This is a genomic window from Kluyvera sp. CHPC 1.251 (assembly GCF_036759945.1).
Classification (GTDB): Bacteria; Pseudomonadota; Gammaproteobacteria; order Enterobacterales; family Enterobacteriaceae; genus Kluyvera; species Kluyvera sichuanensis.
Map to the genome: position 1 here is coordinate 87,936 of NZ_JAPKIC010000009.1, position 15,695 is coordinate 103,630.

The following is a 15,695-nucleotide window of genomic DNA, read 5'->3' on the forward strand; positions in this document are numbered from 1 at the left end:
TCTCCCTTAGGGAGAGGGCTAGGGTGAGGGTAAAACCCCCGCACGCAAGCCGGGAGCAACTATGTTTACCTTTATTAAAAAAGCTATTAAAACCGGCGTAACGACATCGTCCTATCCGCTGGAACCGATGCCGGTTGATAAAAACTTCCGCGGCAAGCCGGAACACAATCCGCAGCAGTGTATCGGCTGTGCGGCGTGCGTGAACGCCTGCCCGTCGAACGCCCTGACGGTGGAAACCGACCGCGTCAGCAATCAGCTGGCGTGGCAGTTCAACCTCGGCCGCTGCATCTTCTGCGGCCGCTGCGAAGAAGTGTGCCCGACGGCGGCGATCAAGCTGTCGCAGGAGTACGAGCTGGCGGTGTGGAAGAAAGAAGATTTCTTGCAGCAGTCCCGTTTTGATATCTGCAACTGCCGCGTCTGCAACCGTCCGTTTGCAGTGCAAAAAGAGATTGATTACGCCATTGCGCTGCTCAAGCACAACGGCGACAGCCGCGCGGAAAATCACCGCGAAAGCTTTGAGACCTGCCCGGAATGTAAGCGTCAGAAATGTTTGGTGCCTTCCGACCGTATTGACCTGACTCGCCACATGAAAGAGGCCATCTGATGAGCAACTTAATAGGGCCACGCGACGACAACGGCATGCCGGTGCCGATGACGGTAGAAGAATCTATCGCCAGCATGAAAGCGTCGCTGCTGAAAAACATCAAGCGTTCCGCCTACGTGTACCGCGTGGACTGCGGCGGCTGTAACGGCTGCGAAATCGAAATCTTTGCCACGCTTTCACCACTGTTCGACGCCGAACGTTTTGGTATTAAAGTGGTGCCGTCACCGCGTCATGCGGACATTCTGCTGTTTACCGGTGCGGTCACCCGCGCCATGCGTTCGCCAGCGCTGCGCGCCTGGCAGTCCGCACCGGATCCGAAAATTTGTATCTCCTACGGCGCCTGCGGCAACAGCGGCGGTATCTTCCACGACCTGTACTGCGTCTGGGGCGGCACCGATAAAATCGTACCGGTAGACGTGTACATTCCAGGCTGCCCGCCAACGCCTGCGGCAACGCTGTACGGCTTCGCCATGGCGCTGGGTCTGCTGGAGCAGAAAATCCATGCTCGTGCGCCAAGTGAACTGGACGCACAGCCGGCTGAAATTCTGCATCCGGACATGGTCCAGCCGCTGCGCGTGCAGGTTGACCGCGCTGCGCGCCGCCTGGCGGGCTACCGCTACGGTCGTCAGATTGCCGACGACTATATGCTGCATCTGGGCCAGGGTGACACTCAGGTTCAGCAGTGGCTGGCCACAGAAAACGATCCGCGTCTGACGGAAATCGTCACGCAGCTTAACCACGTAGTAGAAGAGGCACGTATTCGATGAGCGAACAGGTGGTGTTCAGTCAACTGAGCCGTAAATTTATTGATGAGAACGATGCCACGCCTTCCGAGGCGCAGCAGGTTGTCTATTACAGCCTGGCGATTGGCCACCACCTCGGGGTCATCGACTGCCTCGAAGCCGCGCTGACCTGCCCGTGGGATGAATATCTGGCGTGGATTGCTACGCTTGAAGCGGACAGTACGGCGCGGCGCAAGATGGAAGGCGTGCCGAAGTACGGCGAGATTGTCATCGACAGCAACCACGTGTCGATGCTGGCGAACGCGTTTGATAAAGCGCGAGCGTCACAAACCCCGCAGCAAAAAGAGTGGAGCCAGGCGATGCTCAATATGCTGCACGCCATTCATCAGGAGAGCGCCATCTATCTGATGGTGCGCCGCCTGCGCGACTGATTTTACGATTGAGGAATGACCATGACTGACGTTTTACTCTGTGTCGGCAATAGCATGATGGGCGACGATGGCGCTGGCCCTCTGCTGGCAGAAATGTGTGCAGCCCAGCCGAAAGGGGCGTGGGTTGTGATTGACGGCGGCAGCGCGCCGGAAAACGATATTGTGGCGATCCGCGAGTTGAACCCGGCTCGCCTGCTGATTGTTGATGCCACCGATATGGGGCTGAACCCGGGCGAGATTCGCATTATCGACCCGGACGACATCGCCGAAATGTTTATGATGACCACCCACAATATGCCGCTGAACTACCTGGTGGATCAGCTGAAAGATGACGTGGGCGAGGTGATTTTCCTTGGTATTCAGCCGGATATCGTTGGGTTTTACTATCCAATGACCCAGGCAATTAAAGACGCGGTTGAGGTGGTTTATCAGCGTCTTGAAGGGTGGCAGGGGAACGGTGGGTTTGCGCAGTTAGAAGCTGAGGACGAAGAGTAGGCGTCGTTTGTACCCTCACCCCGGCCCTCTCCCTGGAAGGGAGAGGGAGAAAACCCGTGCCGCTTTAACGTAATGAGTTCATATCCCCAAGCCGCACCTGACGGTCCCCTCGCCCCTTTGGGGAGAGGGTTAGGGTGAGGGGATACCAGGCACCTACGCCAAATCTTCCCCATTGCTGGCAATCACCTTCTTATACCACCAGAACGACTTCTTACGCGTCCGCGCCAGCGTCCCATTCCCCGCATCATCGCGGTCAACGTAGACAAACCCGTAGCGCTTGCTCATTTCACCGGTGGATGCCGCCACGAGATCAATACAGCCCCAGGTGGTGTAGCCGATAACCGGAATACCGTCCTCAATCGCTTCCCCCATCGCCCGAATATGTTCACGCAGATAGCTGATGCGGTAATCGTCATCAATCTGTCCGTCGGCGTTAACCACATCTTTCGCGCCAAGACCGTTTTCGACCAGGAACAGCGGCTTCTGGTAGCGGTCGTACATCATGTTCATGGTGATGCGCAGACCGAGCGGGTCGATGCCCCAGCCCCATTCGCTGGCTTCGATATACGGGTTTTTCAGCGACTTCACGATGTTTGCCGCGTTGGTATTGTTGGCATTCATCTCCGCCGACGCGCAGCGCGAGGCGTAGTAGCTGAACGAAACAAAATCGACGGTGTGCTTGAGGATCTCGTCATCGCCCGCTTCTTTAACAATCGTTACGCCTTTTTCGCGGAACACCCGTGCGGAATAGGCCGGGTAGCGGCCGCGTGCCTGCACGTCGATAAAGAACAGGTTCTCGCGGTCTTTCTCTAGCGCCGCCCACACGTCTTCTGGCTTACAGGAGTAAGGGTAGAAGTTGCCGCCCGCCAGCATGCAGCCGACTTGGTTTTGCGGGTTGACCTCATGGGCGATTTTGGTCGCCAGCGCGCTGGCTACCAGCTCGTGGTGCGCGGCCTGGTATTTCACCTGATCCTGATTTTCACCCTCTTCAAACACCAGCCCCGCGCCGGAGAACGGGCTGTGCAGCATGATGTTGATTTCGTTGAAGGTCAGCCAGTACTTCACCAGTCCGTCGAACGCCTCAAAGCAGGTGCGGGCGTAACGGGCGAAAAAATCGACCATTTTGCGGTTGCGCCATGAACCGTACTCGGTGACCAGATGCATCGGCACGTCGAAGTGGCACAGGGTGACCAGCGGCTCAATGCCGTACTTCCGGCACTCGAGGAACAGGTCGCGATAGAAAGCGATGCCCGCTTCGTTAGGGGTCAATTCGTCGCCGTTCGGATAGAGACGGCTCCAGGCAATCGAGGTGCGGAATACGGTAAAGCCCATCTCCGCCATCAGCGCGATATCTTCTTTGTAGCGATGATAAAAATCGATCGCCTGATGGCTCGGATAGAACTCATCATCACGCAGCGTAAAGCGCTTCTCTTGCCCCAGCTTCACCGGCAGGCGGTTCACGCCGTGCGGGATCATATCCACGGTGGTCAGCCCTTTGCCGCCCTCAAGATAAGCCCCTTCGGCCTGGTTGGCGGCAATGGCGCCGCCCCAGAGAAACCCTTGCGGAAATGTCGACATGCGTTACCTCGCTAAAAAATTATGAAATTCGTGCCGCTGCCGCACCGGCAGGCGCGGTGGCCTGACGCTTGCGCGCCTCAGCGGCGGCCTCTTCGACGGGAATATCTTCAAAACCAAGAATCAACGTCAGCACAAAGGAGAGCACCACCGCCAGCGCCATCACCCCAAATACCCACACGATGGTCATCGGGTTAGCCGGGTCGAAGAACTGCACGCTGGTGAACAGGCCCGGTGCGGCCATAGAGTGGCTGGCAAGCCCGACGGCACCGGCAATGCCGCCGCAGATAAAGCCGCTTATCAGGCTGGCGATCAGCGGGCGTTTCAGACGGATGGCGACGCCGTACAGCGCTGGTTCAGAAATCCCGGCCAGAATCGCGGAAGCGGCGGCCGCCAGCGCGGTCTGACGCAGCTCCGGGTTTTTGGTTTTCCATGCCACCGCCAGCGACGAACCGCCGAGCGACAGGTTGGCGCCGATTTCCGACGGCATGACCATGCCTTCTTTGCCGGTTTCAGCGATGGTCTGAATGATGGTAGGCGTAAAGACGCGATGCATCCCGGTCATCACCAGCAGCGGCCATAGCGCGCCCATAATGGCGACCGACAGCCAGCCGAGGTAGCCGTGAATGGTGTAAACCAGCGCGGAGATGGCGCTACCGATCCAGATGCCAATCGGGCCGATGAGCAGGATTGCCAGCGGTGCGGCGATCAACACGATCAGCATCGGTTTGAGGAAGTTTTTGGTGACCGCCGGGGTGATCTTATCGACCCAGCGTTCAATGTAGGAGAGGCACCAGGTCATCACCAGCGCCGGGATCACGGTATAGGTGTACTTCACTGCCGTTACCGGGATAAAGGCAAATTCGACGTGCTCGCCCTGGGCCGCTTTCGCCATCAGCTCAATAAAGCTCGGATGCACCAGCACCCCGGCAATAGCAATCGCCAGCGACATATTGGTTTTGAACTTCACCGCCGCAGAGGCGGCGACCATCAACGGCAGGAAGAAGAACGCGCCGTCGCCGATCACCGTCAGAATAGTGAGCGTCGGTGCGCCTTTTGGCAGCACGCCGGTCATCTCGAGGATCATCGCCAGCAGCTTGACCATCGATCCGCCGATAATCGCCGGGATCAGCGGCGACATGGTGCCGATCAGCGCGTCGAGGATCCCCGCGCCGATGCGGCGTAAGGTGAGCTTCGGTTTTCCGATCGGGGCGGCAGGCTGTAGGTTGCTCGGCAGCAGGTTTACCACCTCACGGTAGGCCTGGGAGACGGTGTTGCCGATAATCACCTGGCACTGGTTATCGTTACGCACCACGCCCAGCACGCCGCTGATGCCCTTGAGGCTGGCGCTGTCGACCTGCGTTTCATCTTTCAGTACAAAGCGCAGGCGGGTCATGCAGTGCGTGACGGCGGAGATGTTCTCCACGCCGCCAAGTGCGCCCACTACGGATTGCGCCAGAGCCGCATAATTTTTAGACATCGGAAAATCCTGTTTTATCAGTAGGATACTTATCGCTCATCGCCCGGTGTGGCGGGGTGATGAAACGTTGCATAGGAAACCGGTTCCACATAATATTCATGTGTTATTTTTGTTACATCAAGATCTAATTTTTGTTTTTGGTTAATTCGTGAAACCGATCACATGAACCAGCGTTGGGCGAAAAGCGCGCAGATCGGTGGATGCTGAAAATAGCGAAACGGTGAAGTACACTGCTGGCAAATGATTTCTCAAAGGTATGACTATGACGACAATGCTGGAGGTGGCGCGACGGGCGGGCGTGTCGAAAGCCACCGTATCCCGGGTGCTATCGGGCAACGGTTATGTCAGTCAGGAGACGAAAGACCGGGTGTTTCTGGCCATTGAAGAGAGTGGTTATCGGCCCAATCTTCTCGCGCGTAACCTGGCGACCAAAAAGACGCAGACGCTGGGGCTGGTGGTCACCAACACGCTCTATCACGGGGTCTATTTCAGCGAACTGCTGTTCCACGCGGCAAGCATGACCGAAGATCAGGGGCGGCGGTTGATTCTGGCGGACGGTAAGCACAGCGCGCAAGAAGAGCGGGACGCGATTCAGTACCTACTCGACCTGCGCTGTGACGGCATTATTATTTATCCCCGTTTTCTGAGCGTCGACGATATTGACGACATTATTCAGCAGCAACAGCAGCCGATATTAGTGATTAACCGTCGGCTACGGCGAAATAGCAGCCACTGCGTGTATTGCGATCAAAAATCCGCCAGCCAGAATGCGGTGGAGCGATTAATTGGTCTTGGGCACCGCGATATTGCGTTTATTACCGGCTCGCTCGATTCCCCTACCGGTATTGAACGCCTGTCCGGCTATAAAGACGCGCTGACGAAGCACGGCATCGCAGTGCGTAATGAGCTGATTGTGCAGGGAAAGTGGACGCCCGCGACCGGTGCCGCCGGGGTGGATGCGCTGCTAGAAAGCAAGGTGAACTTTAGCGCGCTGGTTGCCAGTAATGACGATATGGCGGTCGGGGCGATTAAACGTCTGCATGCGCGCGGAATAAACGTACCGCAGCAGGTTTCGGTGCTGGGTTTTGATGATATTACTCTCGCACCGTATATGGTGCCGTCGCTCTCCAGCGTGCGGATTCCGGTCACGGAAATGATCAAAGAGACCATCCACCGCCTTATTTTCATGCTCGACGGCGGGGATTTTAAATATCAGCAAACCTTCCCTGGTGAACTGATTGAGCGTGAGTCCATCGTCCCCGGTCCGCACGCTTAGCGTCGTCATCTGTCATCGTCATAAGTGACGATGACAGCTTATTCCTCATCATCCGCAATAAAATCTCCTTAAAAAACAGCAAACTAAAAGTTGGCTCGAATAATGCATTCTCCCGCGAATTCACTGTCATTGCTGGAGAAGTTGATGAACCGTTTCATCATTGCTGATGCGAGTAAATGTATTGGCTGCCGGACATGCGAAGTCGCATGCGTGGTTTCCCACCAGGAAGATCAGGACTGCGCCGCGCTGACGCCGCAATCTTTCCTGCCCCGTATTCACGTTATTAAAGGCGTAGATGTCTCTACCGCCACCGCCTGCCGCCAGTGCGAAGACGCGCCGTGCGCCAACGTCTGCCCGAATGGCGCAATCAGCCGCGATAAAGGTTTTATCCACGTGATGCAGGAACGCTGCATCGGCTGCAAAACCTGCGTGGTGGCGTGCCCTTACGGTGCGATGGAAGTGGTGGTGCGTCCGGTGGTTCGTAACAGCGGCGCGGGCCTGAAGGTGCGTGCGGAGAAAGCGGAAGCCAACAAGTGTGACCTCTGCTACCACCGTGAAACTGGCCCAGCCTGTATGGAAGCCTGCCCGACTCACGCGCTGTTTTGCGTCGACCGCAGCAAGCTTGAACAGCTGAGCGCGGAAAAACGCCGTCGCGCCGCGCTCGATAGCGCCGCGTCTATCTCTCTTTAATCATCCTTATTTCTCTTTTAACAGGTCTGTTACTGATGAAAAAAATCACGAGTGTGTGCCCTTACTGTGGGGCTGGTTGCAAACTGAAGCTGGTTGTCGACAACGGTAAAATTATCCGCGCCGAGGCCGCCGACGGCAAAACCAACCAGAATGAGCTGTGCCTGAAGGGCTATTACGGCTGGGACTTTCTTAACGATACCAAGCTGCTGACCCCCCGATTAACGCAGCCGATGATCCGCTATGAAAAAGGCGGCAAGTTCACTCCCGTGAGCTGGGATGAGGCGATTCGCTATACCGCGAAGCGTCTTGGCGATATCAAAGCCAAATTCGGGCCGCGCGCCATTATGACCACCGGGTCATCGCGCGGCACCGGCAATGAAACCAACTATGTGATGCAGAAATTCGCCCGCGGCGTGCTGCACACCAATAACGTCGACTGCTGCGCGCGCGTCTGCCACGGCCCATCGGTGGCCGGGCTTCAGGACGTGCTGGGCAACGGTGCAATGAGCAACAGCATCGGCGATATTGAAAACTCCCGCTGCCTGCTGGTCTTTGGCTACAACTGCGCGGACTCGCACCCGATCGTGGCGCGTCGTGTGATTAAAGCCAAAGACAAAGGGGCCAAAATTATCGTCTGCGATCCGCGCCGTATTGAAACCGCGCGCATCGCCGACCAGCATTTACAAATGCGCAACGGCAGCAACATGGCGCTGGTGAACGCCTTCGCCCACGTGCTGCTGGAAGAAGACCTGTACGACCACGAGTACGTTTCTCGCTACACCACCGGGCTTGATGAACTGCGCGAAATCGTCAAAGACTACGCGCCGGAAGCGGTGGAATCCCTGACTGGCATTCCGGCCATGCAGGTTCGTCAGGCGATGCGCACCTACGCGGCCGCGCCGTCGGCGACCATTATGTGGGGCATGGGCGTCACCCAGTTTGGCCAGGCGGTTGACGTGGTGAAAGGGCTGGCAAGCCTGGCGCTGCTGACCGGTAACCTCGGGCGAGAAGCGGTCGGTGTTGGTCCGGTGCGTGGGCAGAACAACGTGCAGGGCGCGTGTGATATGGGCGTGCTGCCAAACCAGTTCCCTGGCTATCAGGATGTGGTGGACGCCGCCGTGCGCGAGAAGTTCGCCAAAGCCTGGGGCATCGACGCCAGCCTGATGGACGATAAAGTCGGCGTGCGCATTACCGAAGTGCCGCATCTGGCCATTGAAGGGAAGGTGAAAGCCTACTACATCATGGGCGAGGACCCGCTGCAAACCGAGGCGGATTTAGGTCTCGTGCGCAAAGGGTTTGAAGCGCTCGACTTTGTGGTGGTGCAGGACATCTTTATGACCAAGACCGCCGAGCAGGCTGACGTACTGCTGCCCGCTACCTCATGGGGTGAACATGGCGGCGTCTTCACCTGCGCCGACCGCGGCTTCCAGCGCTTCGAAAAAGCCATCGAACCGACCTATAACGTGAAGCGCGACTGGGAAATCATCAGCCTGCTGGCAAGCGAAATGGGCTACCCGATGCATTACGACGACAACCAGCAAATCTGGGACGAAATGCGCGAGCTGTGCCCGCTGTTCTACGGCGTAACCTACGAGAAAATGGGTGAGATGGGGCACGTACAGTGGCCGTGCCCGACCCTTGACCATCCGGGAACACCGTATCTGTACGAAGGTAATCAGTTTGCCACGCCTGATGGCAAAGGCCACCTGTTTGCTGCTCCGTGGCGCGCGCCGGCTGAAAGCCCGAACGACGACTACCCACTGGTGCTCTGTACCGTACGTGAAGTGGGGCACTACTCCTGTCGTTCAATGACCGGTAACTGCGCGGCGTTGCAATCGCTCGCCGATGAGCCAGGCTTTGTGCAGATGAACCCGCAGGATGCTAAACGTCTGGGTGTGCGCGATAAGCAACTGGTGTGGGTCTCCTCCCGCCGCGGCAAAGTGATTAGCCGCGCCAGCGTCAGCGAACGCATCAACCTCGGCAGCGTCTACATGACCTATCAATGGTGGGTCGGTGCCTGCAACGAACTGACCCAGGATAACCTCGACCCTATCTCGAAAACGCCGGAAACCAAGTACTGCGCGGTGAAAGTCGAAGCGATAGCGGATCAGAACTGGGCCGAAACCTTCGCGCTGGACAGCTATCAGTCGATGAAAACGCGCCTCAACGCGGCGCTCAACGGGTAATCAGATGAACGCAAACGGCGTGCAGATCCGTATCTGCGGAAAAGTACAGGGGGTGGGCTTCCGCCCCTTCGTCTGGCAACTGGCACAGCAGCGCGGCTGCCTTGGCGATGTCTGTAACGACAGCGCTGGGGTACTGCTGCGCCTGTACGGTGACGAAGCGGACTTTATCGCCGCGCTGTACCAGTACTGCCCGCCGCTTGCGCGCATTGATAGTACCCAAGTCGAGTCATTCGAGTGGCCGACGCTGCCGACCGATTTTACCATCCGCCAGAGCGGTGCCGGGGCGATGAGCACCCAGATTGTCCCGGATGCGGCAACCTGTCCGGCCTGCCTGGCAGAAATGAACGACCCGCAGGAGCGGCGCTATCGCTACCCGTTTATCAACTGCACCCACTGCGGACCGCGCTTTACCATTATTCACGCCATGCCCTATGACCGCCCGTTGACGGTGATGGCGGCGTTTCCGCTCTGCCCGCAGTGCGAGGCGGAGTACCGTAATCCTTATGACCGCCGTTTTCACGCCCAGCCGGTGGCTTGCGCCGAGTGCGGGCCGTGGTTGATGTGGCAAAGCGGCGAGCAACGCGCGGAAAAAGAGGCGGCGCTTGCCGCCGCTATCGCCATGATTGACGCCGGTGGCATTGTGGCAGTGAAGGGCATTGGCGGCTTCCATCTGGCCTGCGATGCCGGAAATTCTGCGGCGGTGGCGACGCTTCGCGCGCGCAAACATCGCCCGGCAAAACCGCTGGCGGTGATGGTGGCGAACGCTGACGCGCTGTCAATTGACGCCCGCTCGCTGCTGAAAACCCCCGCCGCACCGATTGTGTTGGTGGATAAACACCTGATTTCCGGTGTCTGCCCGGAGATTGCGCCGGATCTTGCGGAAGTCGGCGTGATGCTGCCCGCTAACCCGCTACAGCATCTGCTGATGCAGGCGCTGGCGCGCCCGCTGGTGATGACCTCCGGCAACCTGAGCGGTAAACCACCGGCGTTGACCAACGATGATGCATTGACCGATCTGGCCGATATTGCCGACGGCTTTTTGCTGCACAACCGCGATATCGTGCAGCGGATGGACGACTCGGTGGTGCGCCAGAGCGGCGAGATGCTGCGCCGTTCGCGCGGCTATGTGCCGGATGCATTGACCCTGCCGCCGGGCTTTCGCGATGTGCCGCCGATGCTCTGCCTTGGCGCGGACATGAAAAATACCTTCTGCCTGGTGCGCGGTGACCGGGCGGTTCTCAGCCAGCACTTTGGCGACCTGACCGACGACGGCGTGGAAGCCCAGTGGCGACAGGCGCTGGCGCTGATGCAGTCCATTTATGACTTTGCGCCGCAGGCGGTGGTGGCGGACTACCACGCGGCCTATCGCTCGTCTCAGTGGGCAGCGGAACTGGCGCTGCCGCAGCATCAGGTGCTGCATCATCACGCCCACATTGCCGCCTGCCTTGCCGAACACGACTGGCCGCTTGACGGCGGCGAGGTGATCGCGATGGCGCTCGACGGTATTGGCATGGGCGAACACGGCGCGCTGTGGGGCGGTGAGTGTCTGCGCGTGAGCTACCGCGAGTGTGAACATCTCGGCGGCCTGCCGGCCGTGGCGCTGCCGGGCGGTGACCTGGCGGCGCGTCAGCCGTGGCGTAACCTGCTGGCGCACTGCCTGGCGTTCGTGCCCGGTTGGGAAGCGTTTGAAGAAACACAGGCCGTGCAGCAGCAGAATTGGCCGCTGCTGGTGCAGGCGATTCAGCGCGGGATCAACAGTCCGGTGGCGTCCTCCTGTGGTCGTCTGTTTGACGCGGTGGCCTGTGCGGTGGGCTGCGCGCCGCTGGCGTTGAGCTATGAAGGCGAGGCCGCCTGTCGACTGGAAGCGCTGGCGTCGGGCTGTGCGGGCGTAACCCATCCAGTGACGATGCCGGTTGTTGATAATCAGCTGGATCTTGCCACCTTCTGGCAGGCATGGCTGAGCTGGCAGGCGACCCCGGCGCAAAAAGCGTGGGCGTTTCACGATGCGCTGGCGCAGGGCATTGCCGCCCTAATGCGTCAGCACGCAGAGCGTCTGTCGCTATCGACGCTGGCTTTCGGCGGCGGCGTGCTGCACAACGCGCTGCTGCGCAGCCGCCTTACGCACTCTCTACACGATTTCACTTTGCTCTTTCCGAAGCGTTTACCCGCGGGGGATGGGGCAATTTCATACGGGCAGTCTGTGATTGCTGCAGCTCGCCATCTGGTTTAAGGAGTTACTCATGTTGTGGAATGTTCTTCGTCAACAGCCGCGCGCAACGCTGCTGGTTATGGTTCTCGTGTTGGCGAATTTACTGGCCTGGGGTTGGGCATGGCAGGCATTTGGTCATAACGGCGCGCTGATGGCCGCCAGTCTGCTGGCGTGGGGCTACGGCCTGCGTCATGCGGTGGATGCTGACCACATTGCGGCGATTGATAACGTCACCCGTAAAATGATGCAGCAGGGTAAACGCCCGTTCGGCGTCGGTGCCTGGTTCTCACTCGGCCACTCCTCTATAGTGGTGCTGGCATCGGTGGCGATTGCCGCCACGGCGACCGCGTTCCAGCATAAGATGAGCTGGTTCCACGACACCGGCAGCATCATCGGTACCACCGTGTCGGCGGTGTTCCTGCTGGCGATGGCGCTGGTCAACCTGATTATTCTGCGCGGCGTGTGGCGCAGCTTCCAGGCGCTGAAAAAAGGTGAGTCGGTCTCCGCCGACCTGCCGGTGACGGGCGGTATGATGAGCGCGCTGTTCAGCCGTACTTTCCGCCTGATTGGCAAGAGCTGGCACATGTATCTGGTTGGCTTCCTGTTTGGCCTCGGTTTTGACACTGCCACTGAAATTGGTGTGCTGGGCATCTCTGCCGCCAGCGCGTCGAGCGGGATGTCGATGTGGTCAATTATGGTTTTCCCGGCGCTGTTCGCGAGCGGCATGGCGCTGGTCGACACCCTGGATAATATTCTGATGGTGGGCGCGTACGGTTGGGCTTTCAACAAGCCGCAGCGTAAGCTTTACTACAATATGACCATTACCGGTGCCTCCGTGGTGGTCGCGCTGTTTATCGGTGGGCTGGAAGCGCTGGGGCTGATTATCGATAAGTTCGACCTGACCGGCGGCGTCTGGAGCGGCGTATCGATGCTGAGCGACAACCTTGGCAATGCGGGCTTTGTGGTGATTGGCCTGTTCGCGCTGTGCTGGTTGGTGTCGATGGTGAACTACCGCTGGCGAAACTATGACGCGCTGGTGGTGCGGTAGGCCTGATAAGCGTAGCGCCATCAGGCTGAATGGAGCAGGTTGCCGGATGGCGGCGTTGCCTTATCCGGCCTACATTCAGCCTGTAGCCTGGCCAAGCGCAGCGCCGCCGGGGAAGCACCAGACGCAAAAACAAAAAAAGCCCCGGGGCAGCGGGGCTAAAATCAGACGTTAGCGCGTCCATGCGCTTGAGGTTAAGTTATACAGTGAACAGCGCGTTGACGTCTTAACTCGCGAGCGACTTCAACAGACCAAAGGCCTCTTTCATTCGCTCCTCGCTAACCACGAACGCCCGCAGTTGCTGGCCTTCGTCGTAGCCTTGCGCCAGCATACCGTCGGCGCGGGTTTCAATTTTCCAGTTCAAATCCTGACGGCGGGTTTCACCGGCCAGATGCAGCGGCAGATCCGGGGTTTTCACCTTCACCAGCATGTTCGGCAGCTTCAGCTCGCCGGACTGGCCGAGAATGTTTTTTGCCAGACACATGGCGCTCATCAGAATCGGCTGCAGGAACGGCAGCACGGTACCGTTGATCTCCGCACAGTCGCCCAGCGCATAGATATCCGGGTTGCTGGTGCGCAGGGTACTATCGACCTTCACGCCGCGGTTAATTTCAAGGCCCGCCATCCGCGCCAGCGCCGTTTCCGGACGCAGGCCGGTGGCGGCCACCACTGCATCAACCTCCACCTGGCGGTCGCGGTCAAAGGTGGCGCGAATACCGGTGGCGGTCTGCTCCAGCGACTGCAGCTGAGATTTCAGCAGCAGATGAATGCCCATGTCGGTCAGACGATGCTGCAACCGGCTGCTCACTTCCGGCGGCATCAGCGAGGCCAGTACGCTGGCGGAGTTATCCACCACGGTGACCGCTTTACCGGCGCGGCTGAAGTCCATCGCCAGCTCGCTGCCAATCAGGCCACCGCCGATAATCAGCACGCGCTGGGCATCGCGCAACGTACTCTGCGCGGCACCGAACTCCTGCTGGCTGTTGAGGGTTAGCATCAGCTCCTTGCCCGGTACCGGCGGCACGATGGTTGACGCGCCCGTTGCCAGCACCAGCTTGTCGTACTGCCATTCATGACTCTGGCTTTTCACCACATGCGCGTTGGCGTCGATGCCGGTCACCCAGGTCTGCGGGAACAGATTCAGGTTGTACTGCTCGGCGAACTCGCCTGCGGTTTGCAGGGTGAGGTCGGCGGCGGTTTGCCCCCGGCTCACCACGTGGCTTAAGTCCGGTTTGTTGTACTCGTCGATGCTGTCGGCGGCGATGAGCGTCAGTTTGACGCTCGCATCGAGCTTACGAATATTCTTCACCAGCTGGCGGGCCGCGAAGCCCGAGCCGATGATCACGATGCCATGATTCATTTTGCCTCCGTTGCCATCACGTCAAAGACATCTTTCCCTAATGAACATTCCGGGCACAGGAAGTTGTCCGGGACTTCGCTCCACGGGGTGCCTGGCTGGACGTCCTGGTTTGGTTCGCCTTTCGCCGGGTCGTAAACCCACTGACACACGCTGCACTGCATGCTTGGGCCGAGGTCGGCTGCGGCAGCGGCGGCACAGGCGCAGGCCTCTTTCGCGGCGTCTGGTTTTGCCGTGGCTTCAGGCAGCGGAGCCAGTGCCCACTGGCGGGCAATTTCACGGCCGTGCTGACGGCAGACTTCCAGTGCGTCGATATCCGGGCGCCATTTCGCCTTCAGGCTCAGAGACATTTCAAAGCCCGCATCCTGCAAACGAGTAGACAGACGGTCAACCGCGCCGCCGCTCCAGCCGTGAGAACCAAAGGCGCTGGCGCGTTTGTTACGGAAGCGCAGGCCGGTCATCTCTTCTACCAGGCCAGCGATTTTCGGCATCATCACGTTGTTCATGGTTGAAGTCCCCACCAGCACGCCTTTAGAACGGAAGACGTTGGTCAGAATTTCGTTTTTATCACTGCGGGCAACGTTGAAGATTTTCACCGCCACGTTCGGGTCAACTTCGTTGATCCCCTGGGCAATCGCATCCGCCATCATGCGGGTGTTGTTGGACATGGTGTCGTAGAAGATGGTGATACGGTCTTCCTGATAGTCTGCTGCCCATTTCAGATACAGTTCGACGATCTGCGTTGGGTTTTCGCGCCATACCACACCGTGGGAGGTGGCAATCATATCGACCGGCAGGTTGAAGCCGAGGATCTCGGTGATTTTTGGCGTCACCAGGCGGCTGAACGGGGTCAGGATATTGGCATAGTAGCGCTGGCACTGTTCGAACAGTTCGGTCTGGTCAACTTCGTCGTTGAACAGGCGTTCGTCACAGTAGTGCTGGCCGAAGGCATCGTTACTGAACAGCACCGCATCGCCGGTCATGTAGGTCATCATGCTGTCAGGCCAGTGCAGCATCGGGGTTTCCACGAAGACCAGCTGTTTGCCGTTACCGATGTCCAGACTGTCGCCGGTTTTCACCACGTGGAAGTTCCACTCTGGGTGATGGTGGTGGCCGTTGATGGAGTCAATGGCGTTGGCGGTGCAGTAGATTGGGGTGTCCGGAATCTGCGACATCAGCTCAGTCAGCGCACCGGCGTGGTCTTCTTCGGCGTGGTTAATGATGATGTAGTCGATATCAGCCAGGTCGATTTCGCCGCGCAGGTTCTGTACGAATTCACGGCTGAATTTATGGTCGACGGTATCAATCAGGACGTTTTTCTCTTCACGGATAAGGTAGCTGTTGTAGCTGCTGCCGCGCAGCGTTTTGTATTCGGTACCGTGGAAATCACGCACTTCCCAATCACGTTGACCAACCCAATGAATGTTATTTTTAACCAGAATAGACATAGCAACCTCAATTAATTCAGCGTTTTTTCAAAAAAGATGTATTGCTAATTGCAGGTTGCGTGCCAACTTTTTAATTGATTGATTTAGTTAATAAAATTAATTTATACCTCTTTGTTGTTAGTCAAAATGACTATGCTTGATATTGTCAATATGACA

General features: G+C 58.3%; 13 protein-coding genes. 9 read left to right on the forward strand and 4 right to left on the reverse strand.

Annotated elements, in window-relative coordinates; all coding sequences use genetic code 11:
- Positions 1 to 61 precede the first annotated feature (61 nt).
- The 4 genes from V6940_RS17355 to hycI are packed head-to-tail and all read left to right on the forward strand — an operon-like array spanning position 62 to position 2,273.
- Positions 62 to 604: a formate hydrogenlyase complex iron-sulfur subunit gene (locus V6940_RS17355; RefSeq protein WP_333496692.1), complete on the forward strand. Its 543-nt coding sequence runs from the start codon at positions 62 to 64 to the stop codon at positions 602 to 604.
- Positions 604 to 1,371, forward strand: a complete 768-nt coding sequence (locus tag V6940_RS17360; RefSeq protein ID WP_035892565.1) for an NADH-quinone oxidoreductase subunit B family protein — start codon at positions 604 to 606, stop codon at positions 1,369 to 1,371. Before V6940_RS17355 ends, V6940_RS17360 begins: the two co-directional genes overlap by 1 nt.
- Entirely contained in the window at positions 1,368 to 1,778 is a 411-nt protein-coding gene (locus V6940_RS17365; protein WP_065357866.1) for a formate hydrogenlyase maturation HycH family protein, read from the forward strand. The genes V6940_RS17360 and V6940_RS17365 overlap by 4 nt, the downstream gene beginning before the upstream one ends.
- A 21-nt stretch (positions 1,779 to 1,799) precedes the next feature.
- Positions 1,800 to 2,273: a hydrogenase maturation peptidase HycI gene (gene hycI / locus V6940_RS17370; RefSeq protein WP_185668050.1), complete on the forward strand. Its 474-nt coding sequence runs from the start codon at positions 1,800 to 1,802 to the stop codon at positions 2,271 to 2,273.
- A 153-nt stretch (positions 2,274 to 2,426) separates the two neighbouring features.
- Here the strand turns inward: hycI and V6940_RS17375 are convergent, their stop codons facing one another.
- Together V6940_RS17375 and ascF are read right to left on the reverse strand one after the other, a co-directional pair.
- Entirely contained in the window at positions 2,427 to 3,851 is a 1,425-nt protein-coding gene (locus V6940_RS17375; RefSeq protein WP_333496693.1) for a 6-phospho-beta-glucosidase, read from the reverse strand.
- Positions 3,852 to 3,870: 19 nt separating this feature from the next.
- Positions 3,871 to 5,328 carry a PTS cellobiose/arbutin/salicin transporter subunit IIBC gene (ascF, locus tag V6940_RS17380; protein WP_333496694.1) on the reverse strand — a complete coding sequence of 486 codons (1,458 nt, stop codon included), beginning with the start codon at positions 5,326 to 5,328 and terminating at the stop codon, positions 3,871 to 3,873.
- 262 nt (positions 5,329 to 5,590) lie between these two features.
- Between ascF and V6940_RS17385 the strand changes: the two genes are divergently transcribed.
- The 5 genes from V6940_RS17385 to V6940_RS17405 all read left to right on the forward strand — a co-directional run bounded on the left by V6940_RS17385 (position 5,591) and on the right by V6940_RS17405 (position 12,737).
- Complete coding sequence (locus tag V6940_RS17385; protein WP_333496695.1) at positions 5,591 to 6,604, forward strand: LacI family DNA-binding transcriptional regulator; 1,014 nt, start codon at positions 5,591 to 5,593, stop codon at positions 6,602 to 6,604.
- A gap of 144 nt (positions 6,605 to 6,748) precedes the next feature.
- Positions 6,749 to 7,294, forward strand: a complete 546-nt coding sequence (hydN, locus tag V6940_RS17390) for an electron transport protein HydN (RefSeq protein WP_333496696.1) — start codon at positions 6,749 to 6,751, stop codon at positions 7,292 to 7,294.
- Positions 7,295 to 7,329: 35 nt separating this feature from the next.
- Positions 7,330 to 9,480, forward strand: a complete 2,151-nt coding sequence (gene fdhF / locus V6940_RS17395) for a formate dehydrogenase subunit alpha (RefSeq protein WP_333496697.1) — start codon at positions 7,330 to 7,332, stop codon at positions 9,478 to 9,480.
- Positions 9,481 to 9,484: 4 nt separating this feature from the next.
- Positions 9,485 to 11,710: a carbamoyltransferase HypF gene (hypF, locus tag V6940_RS17400; protein WP_333496698.1), complete on the forward strand. Its 2,226-nt coding sequence runs from the start codon at positions 9,485 to 9,487 to the stop codon at positions 11,708 to 11,710.
- 10 nt (positions 11,711 to 11,720) lie between these two features.
- Entirely contained in the window at positions 11,721 to 12,737 is a 1,017-nt protein-coding gene (locus V6940_RS17405) for a HoxN/HupN/NixA family nickel/cobalt transporter (RefSeq protein ID WP_333496699.1), read from the forward strand.
- 223 nt (positions 12,738 to 12,960) lie between these two features.
- Here the strand turns inward: V6940_RS17405 and norW are convergent, their stop codons facing one another.
- A complete protein-coding gene (gene norW / locus V6940_RS17410; protein ID WP_333496700.1) occupies positions 12,961 to 14,094 on the reverse strand; it encodes an NADH:flavorubredoxin reductase NorW in 1,134 nt (377 codons plus the stop codon).
- Positions 14,091 to 15,539 carry an anaerobic nitric oxide reductase flavorubredoxin gene (gene norV / locus V6940_RS17415; RefSeq protein WP_333496701.1) on the reverse strand — a complete coding sequence of 483 codons (1,449 nt, stop codon included), beginning with the start codon at positions 15,537 to 15,539 and terminating at the stop codon, positions 14,091 to 14,093. Before norV ends, norW begins: the two co-directional genes overlap by 4 nt.
- Positions 15,540 to 15,695 lie beyond the last annotated feature (156 nt).